Raw genomic sequence first — 15,566 nt, forward strand, 5'->3', positions numbered from 1 at the left:
ATTTCCTTGACACTGACAAAGCCCAATCAACTATGATTGATGAAGCTGATGAGAGGGTCTTTTTAAACACTGTCTACTTGACAGGGATATGTCCAGGAATGACCGAAGCGCTTTTTTTATTGGTCGCGAAGACGAATGGCTTTTTCAGGAAAATCGGTAAATATTCCATCGACGCCGTCCGCAAACATTTTTTTCATTTGCTCCTCTTTATTGATCGTAAACGGTCTGACAGAAAGCTGATGCCGATGGGCCATCTCGACAAAATAGCGATCAACCGTCGGATGATACGGATGAAGTGCCGAAGCGTGCAACGTTTTAGCATATTGCCAAGGTTTATGCAGTTTTTCCATATACAATAACGCCGTTTCGATCGCCGGTGCCAACTGATGACACGTTGCCATACTTTCATGATTAAACGATGAGAAAATAACGCGATCCTCCATACCGAAAAAACGAACAAGTTCAATGGTTTTTTCTTCTAATCCTTCATAAAAAATTAAGCTGTTTTTTAGTTCAATGTTAAACAACAGCGATGTTTCTTTTCCCCACTCCAGCACTTCTTCTAGCGTTGGAATCGGACAAGAGCCGTATTGTTTAAATTTATAGTTGGCATTTAAACGACGGAGTTGCCGATACGTAAAATCTTTTACCCATCCTTTCCCATCTGTCGTTCGATCAACCGTTTCATCGTGAATGACGACAACCGTGCCATCTTTCGTCAATTGCACATCTAGCTCAATGCCATCCGCGCCAACATGCGTAGCTTCCTTAAACGAAATCATTGTATTTTCAGGATACGTTCCTGCCGAACCACGATGGGCAAAAATTTTTGTCATCGTTTTCTCTCCCTTAAAAATTTTGTATACTATTATCATCGAAAGGAGATGATCGCTTGCGCCCGTTACAAATCTCACTCGAAACGGCCCAAAAATTATCAAAAGCATTAAATGTACCTATTGAACAAATTATGCATATGCCGCAACATATATTAATACAAAAATTGTTAGAGCTTGAACAAAACGAAAAAGAAAAACGGTAGTCCGCAAAAAGCGTGACTACCGTTCTTTTTCAACTCGCCTTATGTTCCAATCTCAACTTATCCGCCACTATCGCGATGAATTCTCTGTTATTTGCTTTTTACCATCTAAAAAAGCCCCTGGAGTAAGGGGCTTTCTATACATGAGCAGAATCTGGTGCTTTTACGTGAAGCGGTGGAGGAATTAACCAGCCTTTTTCTTTGTTTATTCGTAATAATCGTACACCATACTGTGCTTTTGTAACATGGAATTGACCAAACATCATACCAATGTCTTCTCTAATGGACTGCCCCATAATTTGACTACATGCAACTAGTCCAGCAGCAATATCTTTAGAAACAGAAGCAGCAATTTCAGGATCACTAAATCTAGCCCCAACAGGAATACTTTCTAATGCGGCTGTTGGTCTGTCAGGTGGGGTAGGTGGTAATCCAACTCCATTAACTTTTAACAATTTTTCAACTTGTTCAATTTCTTGCTTCATGGCTTGAATAATGTCTTCAAGGAACTTTTTTAGATCCTCATCACCAGTGTGATTGATTAATGTTTGGTACCCAGCTAAATAACCTTTTGTACCTGCAAGATAACTCCAAACACCAAACACTTCACCATAATGCATTGGTTCATTTTGCGGATTATCGCTTAAGATTCCCATAATTGTCCTCCCTAATTGAAAAATATTCATTGCGGAACCCCTTTTCTTAGTGGTTTTAACCACATTTTTATAATCTCTAAAAAAAACGTCGCTATTCGTTAACTAATAAAATAGATATTAAAGGTATATATTCCAGTTATAAACCAAGTGGTTTTACATCCTTAACGAATAGAATCTAATAAAACTGGAGACATTACTTAATTGATGAAAGGAGGGAAACCATGAAGAAAAAATTATCCTTTATACTGTGTACTTTGGCTTTAACTGTAATGTCTCTAGGCATGTCTGTCCATGCTGAAGATAATAGACCAATGACTCGAAATGTCACTACAGCAACAGACACCAATGATAACGATACCAATTGGGAATGGATCGGTTTATTAGGGTTAGCAGGTCTGTTTGGTCTTAGAGGAAGAAGAGAAAGAGAAGCTCGTTAATACAAAGTTGGAACAGTAATTTAAGCTAAATAGCCGTTACCTTAAGTTAAAAATCTAAATAAAAAGCAAGCGTTAAAACCATATAACTAAGGCTCTATTCATTAATTTCTTCCTTGACCCTTGAAACTTTATGTTTTAAGGGTTTTTCATATAGAGATACGGACAACATGTTAATTAACATAAGGTTGGTGAAATTCCTTTTTTAAAATTATTCACTTTCTGAACACACTTCTATAGGAGTAACATGGCAAAGTAAAATACTCTCCAAAAACTACAAAGTATTTTTCGCAGATCTATATAGATTCAAGTTGAGTCTCCGACATATCTCATCATGAATAGAAGACCGCTTTTCTGCCATAGGCGGCAAGATTTTTCTTGCCGCCCCGGCATGCTAGAAGCATGCCGATTCCGAACGTAAAACGCATGACAGACAAATTCATTTATCTGATGGCGTTTTCGTTCGGAGAAGTGGCAGAAAAGCTTGTTTATGTCGGAAAATTAAGCTTATCATATATAGTTTTGGATATGTTGACGGTATAGCCGAATAGAGAAGAAATAGATTCGATGTTTCCGCTCTTATCTCTTATATATAAAACGGATATTAAAACATAAAATTAATTTAGGCTGTGAATAAGCTTCATATCAGAACCTTACAACATACTAATAAATTGGGTATTTATTTAAGATAAGGGGGCGATCTTTGAATGTATAATCAGCCACTGTACGTTCCATATATGAATTATAATCAGCAACCATATTATCATTTACAAAATTCTGGTTACGAAATAAGAGATGTTGATGATGAAGTGTATCGACCTGATGATGCTGAGGATGCTCCAACAGCACCACCGCCAGCACAAACACCAACATTACCAGCAACGTTTTCTGCTACTGCACAACCTGATCAAATGAGGACGTGGATGTGCAATTGTTTAGGTAAATGGGGATTTTTAGGGTTAAGACTGCCAGGACCTCTCGGAAGAAATTTTTGGTTTTATCCAACTGAAGTTAGAAAAAATGGCGTATCCGGATATACATGGCAAGCAGGGCGTCGCCGAAAAGTAAGCTACAGATATTCGCAAATAAGAAACTTTATGTGTTTCGCCTAAAGTATTAAAAGAAGAAGAGCATCTGCACATAACCCTGTCAAGCAGACAATGAAAAAAGAGTAAATGATGCTGCGGTCTTTTCTCGATATTCAATTGGGGAAAGGCCGTTCAATTTTTTTGAAAACGACTGTGGTTGTTATATTCTTGAATAGCCTGATAAGCCTGTTCGGTCGCTTTTGGGCGCACTATCGCTTAATTTCATGATTTAACCCTCATCTCAATAAAAAGAAACACCCAATAAATCCAAATGATTTATTGGGTGAGATGGAAAAAGTTTATTGGTTTAAAACCCGATTTATTGGCTTTTTATAAATGAATGTAAAATAATTCCTTACCTTTCAACCCCTTAATATTAGCGCTTTCAACTCGCCTTATGCTCCAGTCTTAATTTATCCGCCACCATAGCGATGAACTCAGAGTTCGTTGGTTTAGCTTTGGACATGCTGACGGTGTAACCGAATAAGGAAGAAATGGATTCGATGTTTCCGCGGCTCCACGCCACTTCGATCGCATGACGAATCGCTCGCTCGACACGGCTAGCGGTTGTGTTATATTTTTTCGCGATATCCGGGTAAAGCACTTTTGTAATCGAGCCAAGCAGCTCAATATCGTTATAAACCATCGAAATTGCTTCGCGTAAATACAAATATCCTTTAATATGGGCAGGGACGCCAATTTCGTGAATGATATTGGTAATGCTTGCATCTAAATTTTTTGGCTTGCTTTCGCGCATCGACGAAATGAGGGACTTTTTCACCATTGTTGTCTTCTTTCCAGAGACTTGTCGAATGTGATTGACTAAATTTTCGATATCAAACGGCTTTAAAATGAAGTAAGAAGCTCCTAACTCAACAGCCTTTTTTGTCACGTCTTCTTGTCCAAATGCCGTAAGCATGATAACGTTCGGCTGCTTTTCCTTCATCCCTCTTAATTTTTCCAACACAGCCAATCCGTCTAAATGAGGCATAATGATATCAAGAACGAGAATATCTGGATTATTTTCCCGAAGCATTTGTAAACAGTCTTGACCATTATAAGCGACACCGATTACTTCCATATCATCCTGGCTCGAAATATATTCTTCAAGCAATTGCACTAATTCTCGATTATCATCAACAATGCAAACTTTAATTGTGCTCACTAAACTCTTCCTCCCTAACACGATAATCTCTGTTTATTGTTTATTCGAAATGAATAATTCGACATAACCGTGTAAAATCCTCTAACTTTTCAAAAAATAGTAAAATAATTTGTATTTTTCATAAAATTATACAACAGAATGGTTTCTTTCGTTATTATTTTATACCACATTTTTACGCAATTCCATGCAAAATTATGACTATCATTGTTGAGATAAGTGAAAAATTGAAAAAGCGAGCTGAAAATTAGCTCGCTTTTTGCTCTTTTCTTTCATAAATGTTGATTCCTGCTTCATTTAACATCCATTCGATATGAACACCATAACCAGACGTTGGGTCATTGACAAATACATGGGTCACCGCACCGACTAATTTTCCGTCTTGAATGATTGGGCTCCCGCTCATCCCTTGAACAATTCCACCTGTCTTTTCTAACAAGCGCGGATCCGTAATTTTAATAATCATTCCTTTCGTTGCCGGAAACTTTTGAGGCACTGTGCTCACAATTTCGATATCGAATGCTTCCACCTGATCCTTATCGACTACAGTTAAAATTTTCGCTGGCCCTTTTTTTACTTGATTGGAGAGCGCAATTGGGAGGGGCTCATCAAAAATACCGTTTCGAATCGGCTTGGATAGCTTGCCAAAAATGCCGAATGGACTGTTGGTTGTAATATTTCCGATAATCTCCCTATCGCTTGAAAATTTCGCTAATTTTTCTCCCGGGCTTCCATTTCTTCCTTTATCAATGGACGTGACCGTTGATTTTACAATGGTTCCGTTTTGAACGATGATTGGCTTTTTCGTATCCATATCGGAAATCACATGACCAAGCGCCCCATACTTTTTCGATTTAGGATGGAAAAAGGTCATCGTTCCAATTCCTGCCGCAGAGTCGCGAATGTATAGCCCGATGCGGTAAGCATGATCGTGCTTATCTTTTAATGGGAATAGCTTCGTTTCAAACTGATGGCGATCGCGATGAACAGTTAATTTCAATGGTTTTCCCGTCTTTCCTGCTTCTTCAATAAACGGGGAAACATCGCTCATTTTTTCAATTTTCTTTCCGTTAATGCTCGTAATCGTATCTCCTACTTGAATGCCTGCCATTTCTCCCGGTGACTGTTTTCCATTCTCCGTTTCAACGAGATGGTGTCCGACAACAAGAACACCGAGCGTATTGAGTTTGACACCGATCGATTGACCGCCGGGAACTACTTTAAAATCAGGCAATACTTTCACGTTCACTTGTTTTACTGGAAAACCAGCCATTTGCAAAACAAGATCGCTTTCTCCGATCGTTTTCCCGTCAATGGAAAGCGTGTTTTCTTTTTTCGCTACATCAATGCTGTTTTCATTTGTTGCTGCAGCCTGCACCGGTAACGAAGCAGGGAAACGAAACGTTTCGCCTTGAAATAAAACAATTTGTTTCGGAATGTTTACATATTCTTTAAACGGCTTTGCCATACTGAGCACGACAAAAGAAACAAGGAGAAATGCACCAATAATTTTTCTCATTTTTTCCAAATCCAAACTTTTTCACTCTCCTCGCTCCTACGTACACACCTTAAAAGTCTCGCTACAGTTTTAATTTTGCCTTAAATGCTGCGAATATAATCGCTGAAAAAATAAAAAAGGTATCCATACTTGGATCAAATCCATAAAAAAATGAGGATCTTTCATGACGATCCTCCTTTGATTTTGGCTGCTAACTGCAATAATTCACGCGCGTGTTCTTTTGTCAGCTCGGTAATTTCCACTCCCGAAATCATTCGACTAATTTCTTTAATTTTCTCCTCTTCTGACAACGTTTGAACAGTTGTTTTCGTTCGACCATCAATCGTTTCTTTCGCGATAAATAAGTGCGTATCGGCCATCGCTGCCACCTGCGGCAAGTGTGAAATACATAAAACTTGTGAATGTTGGGCGATACGGTAAATTTTTTCAGCAATCGCTTGAGCGACACGTCCGCTCACGCCTGTATCGACTTCGTCAAAAATGATGGATGTCACACCTTGATGCTTGGCAAAAATGCTTTTGAGCGCGAGCATCATGCGCGAAAGTTCTCCACCGGATGCCACTTTTGCTAACGGTTTCAATGGCTCGCCTGGGTTTGTCGAAATGTAAAATTCCACTTCATCTATGCCATTGGAATGAATTTTTACAGGCACCCCGTCCAACAGCGGATCATCAAAAGAACCTTCTCTTTTTGTAAACATGACATCAAATTTCGTTTTATCCATGTATAGTTCTTTCAGTTCTTGATGAATGCTATCAATAAGCTTCTTCGCATATTTTGCACGCAAATCGCTCAAATTTTTCGCTTCAAGCAACAAATCCGCCGTGATGGAGTTAAGCTCGTTTTGTAATTTATGGATATGATCGTCCCGGTGTTGAATCGTTTCAATTTCTTCTTCAATTTTTGCGGCATATTCCAAAATATCAGCAACCGTTTTTCCGTATTTTCGTTTCAAATGGTTGATCTCATTTAGGCGGCTTTCAATCCAATCGAGACGTTCCGGATCATATTCCAGCTTGTCCAACTGTTCGCGCAGCTGATAAGCGACTTCTTCCAATAAATAATAGCTGTTTGAAATCGTTTCATGCGCTTCTTTTAACGATGAATCAATGTCGGCCACACCGTCTAGGTGACTCATCGCCAATCCGATCCAGTCTAATCCGCGCTGTTCGCCGTACAGCGCATCATAACTGCTTTGAAGCGCTTGATAAATCTTTTGGAAATTCACGATTTTTCTTCGCTCTTCCATCAATTCTTCATCTTCGTTCGGTTCCAGTTGCGCCTTTTGGATTTCATCGAGTTGAAACGTTAACAAATCCAATCGATGCGCCATTTGCTGCTCGTTTTCGTTTAATTTTTGCAACTGGCGTTTAAGCTGCTCATACTTCGCATAAACCGCTGTATATTCCGCAAGAGCAGCCGCTATTTCTTCACCGCCGTATTGATCCAATAGCATCAAATGCTTGCTTTCATCCAACAGCTCTTGATGTTCATGCTGACCGTGAATATCGACTAACGTCGCCCCGATCTCGCGCAATGTTGAGATCGTGACCAATTTTCCATTCACTCGACACACACTTTTCCCGTTTACAGTAATTTCACGACGAAGAACGATCATCCCATCGCTAATGTCAATTCCCAATTCCGCGCATTTGGCATAGCACGGATGATCTTCATCTTCAAGAAGAAAAAGCCCTTCAATTTCGGCTTTCGTTTCCCCATAACGAACAAATTCCGCTGAACCGCGCCCGCCGATGAGCAAATGGATGGCGTCAATAATAATCGATTTTCCTGCACCGGTTTCTCCCGTTAAAACGGTTAATCCTTTTTCAAATGAAAGCGATAACGACTCAATGATCGCAAAGTTTTTAATCGATAACTCCGCTAGCAACGTTCGATCACACCTTTATCTTTCGAATTTTAAAGCATCTCTAACAGCCGTTTCGAAATAATTTCTGTATCTTCCGGTGTGCGACATATGATCAGACACGTATCATCTCCGCAAATCGTTCCAATGATTTCTTCCCAATCTAAATTATCAAGCAAAACACCAATCGCATGGGCGTTTCCAGGCAATGTTTTCATAACAAGCAAATGCCCGGCTCCATCAAGTTTTACAAACGCATCCATTAATGCTCTTTTTAGCTTTTGCAACGGATTGAAGCGTTGATCTGCTGGAAGGCTGTATTTATAGCGACCGTCCATCATTGGCACTTTTACTAAATGAAGTTCTTTAATGTCACGCGAAACAGTTGCTTGCGTTACATTAAACCCTTCTTTGCGCAGCATATCAACCAATTCATCTTGCGTCTCAATATCGTGATTTGAAATAATTTCTCGAATTTTAATATGACGTTGTCCTTTATTCAAATTAAACACCTCTCATATCATGAGATTAAGCAAAAAGTTGCATATTTATACTTCTATGTTAACGAACGGTCTATTCACAAACAAGAGGGAATAACGTTTTGTTATTCCCCTTCTGCTTGCCTATTTCCTTTTAACTGCGCATGTGCTTCATCAACGACCAACTGCGGCGAAACCGTTAGACGGTTTTCTCCGGTTGTTTTTCCGCTCCAATGCAGATGGAGTAAAAATTCAATATTTCCATCTCCCCCCGTAATCGGAGAGTACGTTAAATCAACGACATCATATCCTTCTTGAAGCGAAAAAGAAATGATCGAATCAAGCACTTGATGATGAACGCGACGGTCGCGAACAATCCCTTTTTTCCCAACGAATTCCTTTCCTGCTTCAAACTGTGGCTTGACTAAAGCAACGACATCGCTATGTGGCACCAAAATGGTTTTTAGTACAGGCAAAATTAGTTTTAGTGAAATAAACGACACATCGATCGTAGCAAATTCAGGCAAACCTTGTTGAAAATCGCTCGGGGTGACATAGCGAAAATTGGTTCGCTCCATCACAACAACGCGTTCATCTTGACGAAGTTTCCATGCTAATTGGTTATAACCAACATCAAGCGCATAAGAAAGCTTTACACCGTTTTGCAACGCACAGTCGGTAAATCCTCCCGTGGATGCACCGATATCGACCATAATTTTATCCTTTATGTTCAGTTGAAACGTCCGCAACGCTTTTTCAAGCTTTAAACCACCTCTGCTGACGTATGGAAGAACTTCCCCTTTAATCGTCAACGGAATATCCACGGGAACTTTTTCACCAGGCTTGTCTAATCGCATTTCATTTGAATACACAAGCCCTGCCATAATCGTTCGTTTTGCTTTCTCGCGCGATTCAACTAAACCACGCTCTACGAGTAATACATCTAATCGTTCTTTTTTCCCTTTCATACCTCATGCCCTTTTTTGTTTTCTTGGAATTAATGTAGAAATTCGTTCAACGACATTCGCCGTCGTCAATCCAATCTCTTGAAGCAATTGGTTGACGCTGCCGTGTTCAATAAAGCGGTCCGGAATGCCCATGCGCTCAATAACGGCACCATAATATCCATGATCATGAGCAAATTCGAGGACAGCGCTGCCAAAACCGCCTTGCAGAACCGCCTCCTCAATCGTCAAAATCGGCATATTCGCTTGCAGCAGCTCATGCAACATCGCCTCATCCATCGGCTTAATAAAGCGCGCATTCACCACTTTGACCGAAATGTGTTCCTTCGCGAGTTGGTCTGCTGCTTCAAGCGCCATTGGAATCGTCGTCCCGAACGTTAAAATAGCGACATCTTTTCCTTCGCGCAAAACTTCCCATGTGCCAATTGGAATTTGTTTTAACTCGTCATCAAGCGGAACACCTAACCCGTTTCCGCGCGGGAAGCGTAAAGCAATCGGACCGTCATCATATTTTAACGCCGTATAAACCATATGTTGTCCTTCATTTTCATCTTTTGGCATCATTAAGACGATGTTTGGAATATGTCGCAAAAAGGCGATGTCAAACACGCCTTGATGCGTTTCTCCATCCGCACCAACTAATCCGGCACGATCAATGCCAAGAAAGACGTTTAAATTTTGGCGACAAATATCATGAACGATTTGGTCATATGCTCGCTGCAAAAACGTTGAGTAAATCGCTAAAAACGGCTTCATTCCTTGCGTCGCTAAACCAGCAGCCATCGTTGCAGCGTGTTGTTCAGCGATGCCGACATCGTACATACGATCAGGAAATTCGCTTGCGAATCCTTCCAACTTCGAACCGACTGGCATCGCTGGCGTAATCGCAACAATCCGCTCATCTTCGCGCGCCAGTTTTCGCACCGTTTCGCTCACCAATTTACTCCAAGACGGTCCCGCTTGTTTCGTTTGAATGAAATCGCCTGTTTCAATTTTATACGGTCCCGTTCCATGCCACGTCCCTACTTTATCGTTTTCCGCTGGATGATATCCTTTTCCTTTTTTCGTAATGACATGAACGAGAACAGGCCCCTTCGTTTTCTTCGCATACTGTAAATTCTCAAATAAATCATCAAAATTATGACCATCAACCGGCCCAAAATACGTAAATCCTAACTCTTCAAAAAAGACGCCTGACACGAGCAAATATTTAATGCTATCCTTTAGCCGTTCTGCCGTTGCTGCCAGCTTTCCGCCGACCGCCGGGATTTTTTTCAGCAACATCTCTAATTCATCTTTGACCCAGCGATATTTTCCTGCCGTGCGCAAGCGTCCAAGAATGTTATGAAGCGCACCGACGTTCGGAGCAATCGACATCTCATTATCGTTTAAAATAACAATGATATCCTTTTTCTCATGTCCGATATGGTTGAGCGCTTCCAGCGCCATGCCGCCAGTGAGCGCACCATCGCCAATGATCGGCACGATGTACTCATCCGTCCCTTTTAAATCGCGAGCAATCGCCATTCCCATCGCCGCTGAAAGCGATGTTGAACTATGCCCCGTTTCCCATACATCATGCTCGCTTTCGCTGCGTTTCGGAAACCCGCATAACCCTTTATACTGCCGCAACGTATCAAACTGACAGGCACGCCCTGTCAAAATTTTATGCACATACGACTGATGTCCGACATCCCATATGAGTTTATCTTTCGGGCTATCGAACATTTTATGAAGAGCAATCGTTAATTCAACCACGCCTAAATTGGGACCAATATGTCCGCCTGTTTTCGATAATTTTTCGATGAGAAATTGACGAATGTCTTTGCTTAATTGCACAAGCTGTTCGTTGGACATATTTTTTAAAAACTGCGGATTTTGGATTGCTGTTAGATCCAACGGGATCACTCACTTTCGTATAGACTATCACACTGCTATAGTACAGTTTTACGTCATATTCATATTATACATGGAAAATAACGAAAACAGAAATGTTTGTATGCAAAAAAGAGCCGCTTACACAAATGTGTGAACGGCCGAAAAATTCCTTCCCCACTATATCACATTCTTTTCGTTTCCTCAACGCTCTTAATGATCACGCGTTTCAACTAACTCGCAAATGTATTCAAGAAGGTGAGCGTTCAATTTTGTTTGCTGAAGAAGCGTTTTCGCTTGTTCAATATGATGACGAAGCTTTTCTTTTGCTCCCGCCATTGTCAATAGCGATGGGTACGTCACTTTTTTGTTTTCCACATCGCTGCCGACTTTTTTGCCAATCTTTCTTTCGTCTCCTTCAATATCTAAAATATCATCGCGAATTTGAAACGCTAAACCGAGATGAAGCGCAAATTCAGCAAGCTTCTTTAACTGTTGCTCGTTTGCATTCGCTAAAATAGCGCCTGCCAACACACTGTATTGCAACAGTTTTCCTGTTTTGTTTCGATGAATATATTCGAGTTCCTCTAACGTTAATTGTTTTCCTTCTCCTTGCATATCCGCCACTTGTCCAGCCACCATTCCTTCTGGACCTGCCGCTTTGGCGAGTTCGGCAATTAATCGCACTTTCACCTCATCGCTAATCGATGGGGGCTCGGCAATGACTCGAAAGCTATGCGTTAAAAGAGCATCTCCAGCTAAAATGGCAATCGCTTCGCCAAACACTTTATGATTGGTCGGTTTTCCACGGCGCAAATCATCGTTGTCCATGCTTGGCAAGTCGTCATGAATGAGCGAATACGTATGCAGCATTTCGAGCGCACAAGCGACAGGCAAGCCGATCTCCACATCTTTTTCAAACGCATGCAATGTCGCTAAAACAAGAAGCGGACGAATGCGCTTCCCTCCTGCTTGAAGCGAATATAACATCGCCTCTTTCATAATGCTTGGAGCTTGCAGATTTGAAATATACGCCGGTAACTGTTCTTCGACTCGCTGCTTATAGCTTTGCAATAATTGTTCGATTTCCGCCCGTTTCAATGCGTCATTCATCCTCCTGGATCGTGAACGGTTCCAACTGCCCATCTTCACGTAAAATCAAATCCATCTGCTTTTCAACTTGTTGCAATTTATCGTGACAAAGCTTTGACAATTTCATGCCTTCTTGAAAAAAATGAATCGCTTCTTCTAATGGCACATCTCCTTCTTCAAGCTTTTGCACAATTTCCTCTAGCTTTGCCATTGCCTCTTCAAACGTCATGTTTCTCCCTCCTCCAATTGCGAAACGACACAATCTGCCTGTCCGTCTTGAAAGCGAATGCGCACAACATCGCCAGGCTGCAATTGATGCACGCTTTTGACGATCGCTTTCTGCTGATCATAAACAAGGCTATATCCTCGTTCCATAATTTTTAGCGGACTGAGCGCTTCCAACTTCGACAAAGATGACGTGAACGCCCATTGCTTTTGTTTTACAATTGTGTTCATGTTGCGGATGAGCATCTTTTCTAACGTCTGTCTTTGCTCATTCGCTTTTTGCAAGCGAGCCTCTGGATGGTGTTTCATCAGCAAAAGATGCAATTGATTCAAACGATGTTCATTTTTTTCAACGGTTTGCTTCATTTGGCGCCGCAACCGTTCAAGCAGCAAATCAAGCTGCTGTTCCTTTTGTTCGTATAATCGTTGTGGATAGCGAAACGCATACGATGCTTGTAACGTTTGCAGCTTCTTTGTACTCTGCATCATTCGCTCTTTCATCGCGCGAATGAGACGCGCTTTTCGATCGGTGACGCGCTCGAGCAAATCCGCAACATGCGGCACAGCTAACTCAGCAGCCCCCGTCGGCGTCGGTGCGCGCAAATCGGCGACAAAATCCGCAATCGTATAATCCGTTTCGTGACCGACAGCCGAAATAATCGGAACACGCGAAGCAAAAATCGCCCGCGCGACGCTTTCTTCGTTAAATGCCCACAATTCCTCAATCGATCCTCCGCCGCGGCCGACAATTAAAACGTCTAAATAGCCAAGTTCATTGGCCTTTTCAATCGATTTGACGATGGATGGAGCCGCCTGCGCTCCTTGTACAAGCGTCGGAAATAAAATGACTTTCGCCAGCGGATAGCGCCGATGAATCGTCGTTAAAATATCGCGAATAGCCGCGCCCGTTGGCGATGTAACAACACCGATGTAGCGCGGAAATTTCGGAATGGGCTTTTTATGTTCCGGCGCAAATAACCCTTCTTGTTCTAATCGTTTTTTCAATTGTTCATATGCTAAATAAAGCGCTCCGATTCCATCGGGCTGCATTTCTTTTACATACACTTGATAATTTCCGCTCGGTTCATATACCGAAATTTCACCGCGAACAAGCACTTTCATCCCGTTCTCCGGCTTAAACGTTAAATAACGGTTATACCCAGCAAACATAACCGCTTGAATGCGCGCTTGTTCGTCCTTGAGCGTAAAATACATATGACCGCGCGAATGATTCGTAAAATTCGATATTTCCCCTTTAATCCATAAATCTTGCAAGTGGGGATCGACTTCAAATTTCCGTTTAATATACTTTGTCAGCGCAGCGACCGTTACATATTTAATCTCTGACACAGAAAAAACCTCGCTTACTTTCCTTTTTGTTCACGTGCTGCTTGAATGGTGTTATGTAAAAGCATCGTAATCGTCATCGGGCCGACGCCTTTTGGCACTGGCGTCAAATAGCTTGCCACTTCTTTCACTTCTTCAAAATGGACATCTCCGCACAACTTTCCGTTTTCCAAACGGTTCACACCGACATCAATGACGATTGCCCCTTTTTTTACATCTTCTGCCCGAATTAAATTCGGCTTGCCGACGGCTACAATTAAAATATCCGCTTGGCGAGTGATTTCACGCAAATTTTTTGTCCGAGAGTGGCAATACGTCACCGTTGCGTGTTCCCGCAAAAACAATTGCCCGACAGGCTTGCCGACAATGTTGCTGCGGCCAACGACAACGACGTGCTTTCCTGCTATTTCTACATTTAAGGACTGAATCATGAATAAAATGCCGTATGGCGTGCATGGCAAAAACGTTTTTTGCCCTGTCATCATACGCCCGATATTAAGCGGATGAAACCCGTCGACATCCTTCTGCGGGGCAATCGTTTCAATCACTTTTAATTCATCAATTTGTTTCGGCAAAGGGAGTTGAACTAAGATGCCGTGAATTGAATCATCCGCATTCAGCGCTTGAATTTGTTCCAACAAAAACGACTCCGTAATATCGCTAGGAAATGTGAGCAGCTTTGAGCGAATGCCGATTTCTTCGCAAGCTTTTTGTTTGGCTTTTACATACGATTGAGATGCGGGATGGTCTCCAACCAGAACGACAGCCAGCGTTGGTTGAATCCCTTCGCTTTTTAACTGTTCTACTTCCTTTGCTAATTGTGCTCTCTTTTCCTTCGCCAACTCTAATCCGTTAATAATGTATGCAGACATGTTTCCATCTCCCCCTTAGCGCCCTTTACGACAATGCTTCTTTTATTTTTGCCAGCACGCCGTTAACAAAGCGACCTGATTTCTCATCGCCAAACACTTTCGCTAACTCAACGGCTTCGTCCATGCTGACGCTGAATGGAATATCGTCTAAATATTTCATTTCAAAGACAGCGATTCGCAAAATGGAACGATCGACATTCGCTACTCTCTCAAGCGTCCACTTTTCAAGATGTGTTCGCAACAGCTCGTCAATTTCATCTTGATGCTCGATGACTCCAAAGACAAGCGTTTCAAGAAACGGATCTATTTCTTCTCCTTCTACGACATTTGCAATTGCTTCTTTCGGCTCAATGCCGCCGACATCGACTTGAAACAATGCTTGTAACGCTTTTTCTCTTGCTGTATGTCGCTTCATGAACCAAAACCCTTTCTAAAAATATTGTCGAAAGACCATAACATGATGATACCATATTTCTTGACAAGAAAACACTATACGAAAAGAAAAAGGGCTGCCCCATCAAAGAGATAGCCCTTTTTTGTTTATTCTGCTTCTTGCTCTGTTTTTGGTGCATCAAACTGAACGCCAACGACGTGAACGTTCACTTCAGACGCTTCAAGCCCCGTCATGTTTAATAGCGCTTGGCGAATGTTTTCTTGAATTTTTTGCGAAACATTTGGAATGGACACACCAAAGTTCATGACACAATAAACATCGATAATAATTCCTTGATCCGTTAAATCAACTTTGACACCTTTGCCGTGATTTTTCTTACCAAGGCGCTCGACAACGCCGGCCGCAAAATTGCCGCGCATTTGTGCCACACCTTCAATTTCGGATGCAGCAATTCCGGCAATAACTTCAATGACTTCTGGCGCAATTTCTACTTTTCCTAGGCTGTTATGTCCTTGATTCATCTCTAATACATGTTCAGACATAACCGATCCCTC

Annotated in this window: 18 protein-coding genes; 4 read left to right on the plus strand and 14 right to left on the minus strand. The window is 41.6% G+C overall.

Going from position 1 to position 15,566, the window contains the following annotated elements; all coding sequences use genetic code 11:
- Window positions 1-116 precede the first annotated feature (116 nt).
- Window positions 117-836, minus strand: a complete 720-nt coding sequence (locus tag EDD69_RS08565; protein WP_132948549.1) for a glycerophosphodiester phosphodiesterase — start codon at window positions 834-836, stop codon at window positions 117-119.
- 56 nt (window positions 837-892) lie between these two features.
- On the opposite strand from EDD69_RS08565, the gene EDD69_RS08570 reads away from it, so the two are divergent.
- Window positions 893-1,039 carry a YycC family protein gene (locus EDD69_RS08570; protein WP_132948550.1) on the plus strand — a complete coding sequence of 49 codons (147 nt, stop codon included), beginning with the start codon at window positions 893-895 and terminating at the stop codon, window positions 1,037-1,039.
- A 134-nt stretch (window positions 1,040-1,173) separates the two neighbouring features.
- Here the strand turns inward: EDD69_RS08570 and EDD69_RS08575 are convergent, their stop codons facing one another.
- Window positions 1,174-1,722, minus strand: a complete 549-nt coding sequence (locus tag EDD69_RS08575; RefSeq protein WP_132948551.1) for a DUF3231 family protein — start codon at window positions 1,720-1,722, stop codon at window positions 1,174-1,176.
- 191 nt (window positions 1,723-1,913) lie between these two features.
- Between EDD69_RS08575 and EDD69_RS08580 the strand changes: the two genes are divergently transcribed.
- The 3 genes from EDD69_RS08580 to EDD69_RS08585 all read left to right on the plus strand — a co-directional run bounded on the left by EDD69_RS08580 (window position 1,914) and on the right by EDD69_RS08585 (window position 3,238).
- Window positions 1,914-2,129, plus strand: coding sequence for a WGxxGxxG family protein (locus EDD69_RS08580; protein ID WP_132948552.1), 216 nt, complete (start codon window positions 1,914-1,916; stop codon window positions 2,127-2,129).
- A gap of 375 nt (window positions 2,130-2,504) precedes the next feature.
- Window positions 2,505-2,669, plus strand: coding sequence for a hypothetical protein (locus EDD69_RS15340; RefSeq protein ID WP_165871761.1), 165 nt, complete (start codon window positions 2,505-2,507; stop codon window positions 2,667-2,669).
- A gap of 164 nt (window positions 2,670-2,833) precedes the next feature.
- Complete coding sequence (locus EDD69_RS08585) at window positions 2,834-3,238, plus strand: hypothetical protein (protein WP_132948553.1); 405 nt, start codon at window positions 2,834-2,836, stop codon at window positions 3,236-3,238.
- A 361-nt stretch (window positions 3,239-3,599) separates the two neighbouring features.
- On the opposite strand, the gene spo0A is transcribed toward EDD69_RS08585, so the two are convergent.
- The 12 genes from spo0A to EDD69_RS08645 form a co-directional block, all read right to left on the minus strand.
- The gene (spo0A, locus tag EDD69_RS08590; protein WP_132948554.1) at window positions 3,600-4,379 is read right to left on the minus strand and encodes a sporulation transcription factor Spo0A; all 780 of its coding nucleotides are present in this window, start codon (window positions 4,377-4,379) and stop codon (window positions 3,600-3,602) included.
- Between the two features lie 244 nt (window positions 4,380-4,623).
- A complete protein-coding gene (gene spoIVB / locus EDD69_RS08595; RefSeq protein ID WP_132948555.1) occupies window positions 4,624-5,910 on the minus strand; it encodes a SpoIVB peptidase in 1,287 nt (428 codons plus the stop codon).
- A gap of 146 nt (window positions 5,911-6,056) precedes the next feature.
- Complete coding sequence (recN, locus tag EDD69_RS08600; RefSeq protein ID WP_132948556.1) at window positions 6,057-7,787, minus strand: DNA repair protein RecN; 1,731 nt, start codon at window positions 7,785-7,787, stop codon at window positions 6,057-6,059.
- Between the two features lie 29 nt (window positions 7,788-7,816).
- Window positions 7,817-8,266, minus strand: coding sequence for a transcriptional regulator AhrC/ArgR (gene ahrC / locus EDD69_RS08605; RefSeq protein WP_132948557.1), 450 nt, complete (start codon window positions 8,264-8,266; stop codon window positions 7,817-7,819).
- Between the two features lie 101 nt (window positions 8,267-8,367).
- The gene (locus EDD69_RS08610; protein WP_132948558.1) at window positions 8,368-9,210 is read right to left on the minus strand and encodes a TlyA family RNA methyltransferase; all 843 of its coding nucleotides are present in this window, start codon (window positions 9,208-9,210) and stop codon (window positions 8,368-8,370) included.
- Window positions 9,211-9,213: 3 nt separating this feature from the next.
- Window positions 9,214-11,106 (minus strand): 1-deoxy-D-xylulose-5-phosphate synthase, encoded by a 1,893-nt coding sequence (dxs, locus tag EDD69_RS08615; RefSeq protein ID WP_132948559.1) that lies wholly within the window; start codon window positions 11,104-11,106, stop codon window positions 9,214-9,216.
- 189 nt (window positions 11,107-11,295) lie between these two features.
- Window positions 11,296-12,183, minus strand: a complete 888-nt coding sequence (locus EDD69_RS08620; protein WP_132948697.1) for a polyprenyl synthetase family protein — start codon at window positions 12,181-12,183, stop codon at window positions 11,296-11,298.
- 4 nt (window positions 12,184-12,187) lie between these two features.
- Window positions 12,188-12,403: an exodeoxyribonuclease VII small subunit gene (locus EDD69_RS08625; RefSeq protein WP_132948560.1), complete on the minus strand. Its 216-nt coding sequence runs from the start codon at window positions 12,401-12,403 to the stop codon at window positions 12,188-12,190.
- Window positions 12,400-13,749 carry an exodeoxyribonuclease VII large subunit gene (gene xseA, locus EDD69_RS08630; protein WP_132948561.1) on the minus strand — a complete coding sequence of 450 codons (1,350 nt, stop codon included), beginning with the start codon at window positions 13,747-13,749 and terminating at the stop codon, window positions 12,400-12,402. Before xseA ends, EDD69_RS08625 begins: the two co-directional genes overlap by 4 nt.
- Window positions 13,750-13,763: 14 nt before the next feature.
- Window positions 13,764-14,618, minus strand: coding sequence for a bifunctional methylenetetrahydrofolate dehydrogenase/methenyltetrahydrofolate cyclohydrolase FolD (gene folD / locus EDD69_RS08635; RefSeq protein ID WP_132948562.1), 855 nt, complete (start codon window positions 14,616-14,618; stop codon window positions 13,764-13,766).
- 25 nt (window positions 14,619-14,643) lie between these two features.
- The gene (gene nusB / locus EDD69_RS08640; protein WP_132948563.1) at window positions 14,644-15,033 is read right to left on the minus strand and encodes a transcription antitermination factor NusB; all 390 of its coding nucleotides are present in this window, start codon (window positions 15,031-15,033) and stop codon (window positions 14,644-14,646) included.
- Between the two features lie 125 nt (window positions 15,034-15,158).
- A complete protein-coding gene (locus tag EDD69_RS08645) occupies window positions 15,159-15,554 on the minus strand; it encodes an Asp23/Gls24 family envelope stress response protein (protein ID WP_132948564.1) in 396 nt (131 codons plus the stop codon).
- Window positions 15,555-15,566 lie beyond the last annotated feature (12 nt).

This window comes from Thermolongibacillus altinsuensis (assembly GCF_004341205.1).
Lineage (GTDB): Bacteria > Bacillota > Bacilli > Bacillales > Anoxybacillaceae > Thermolongibacillus > Thermolongibacillus altinsuensis.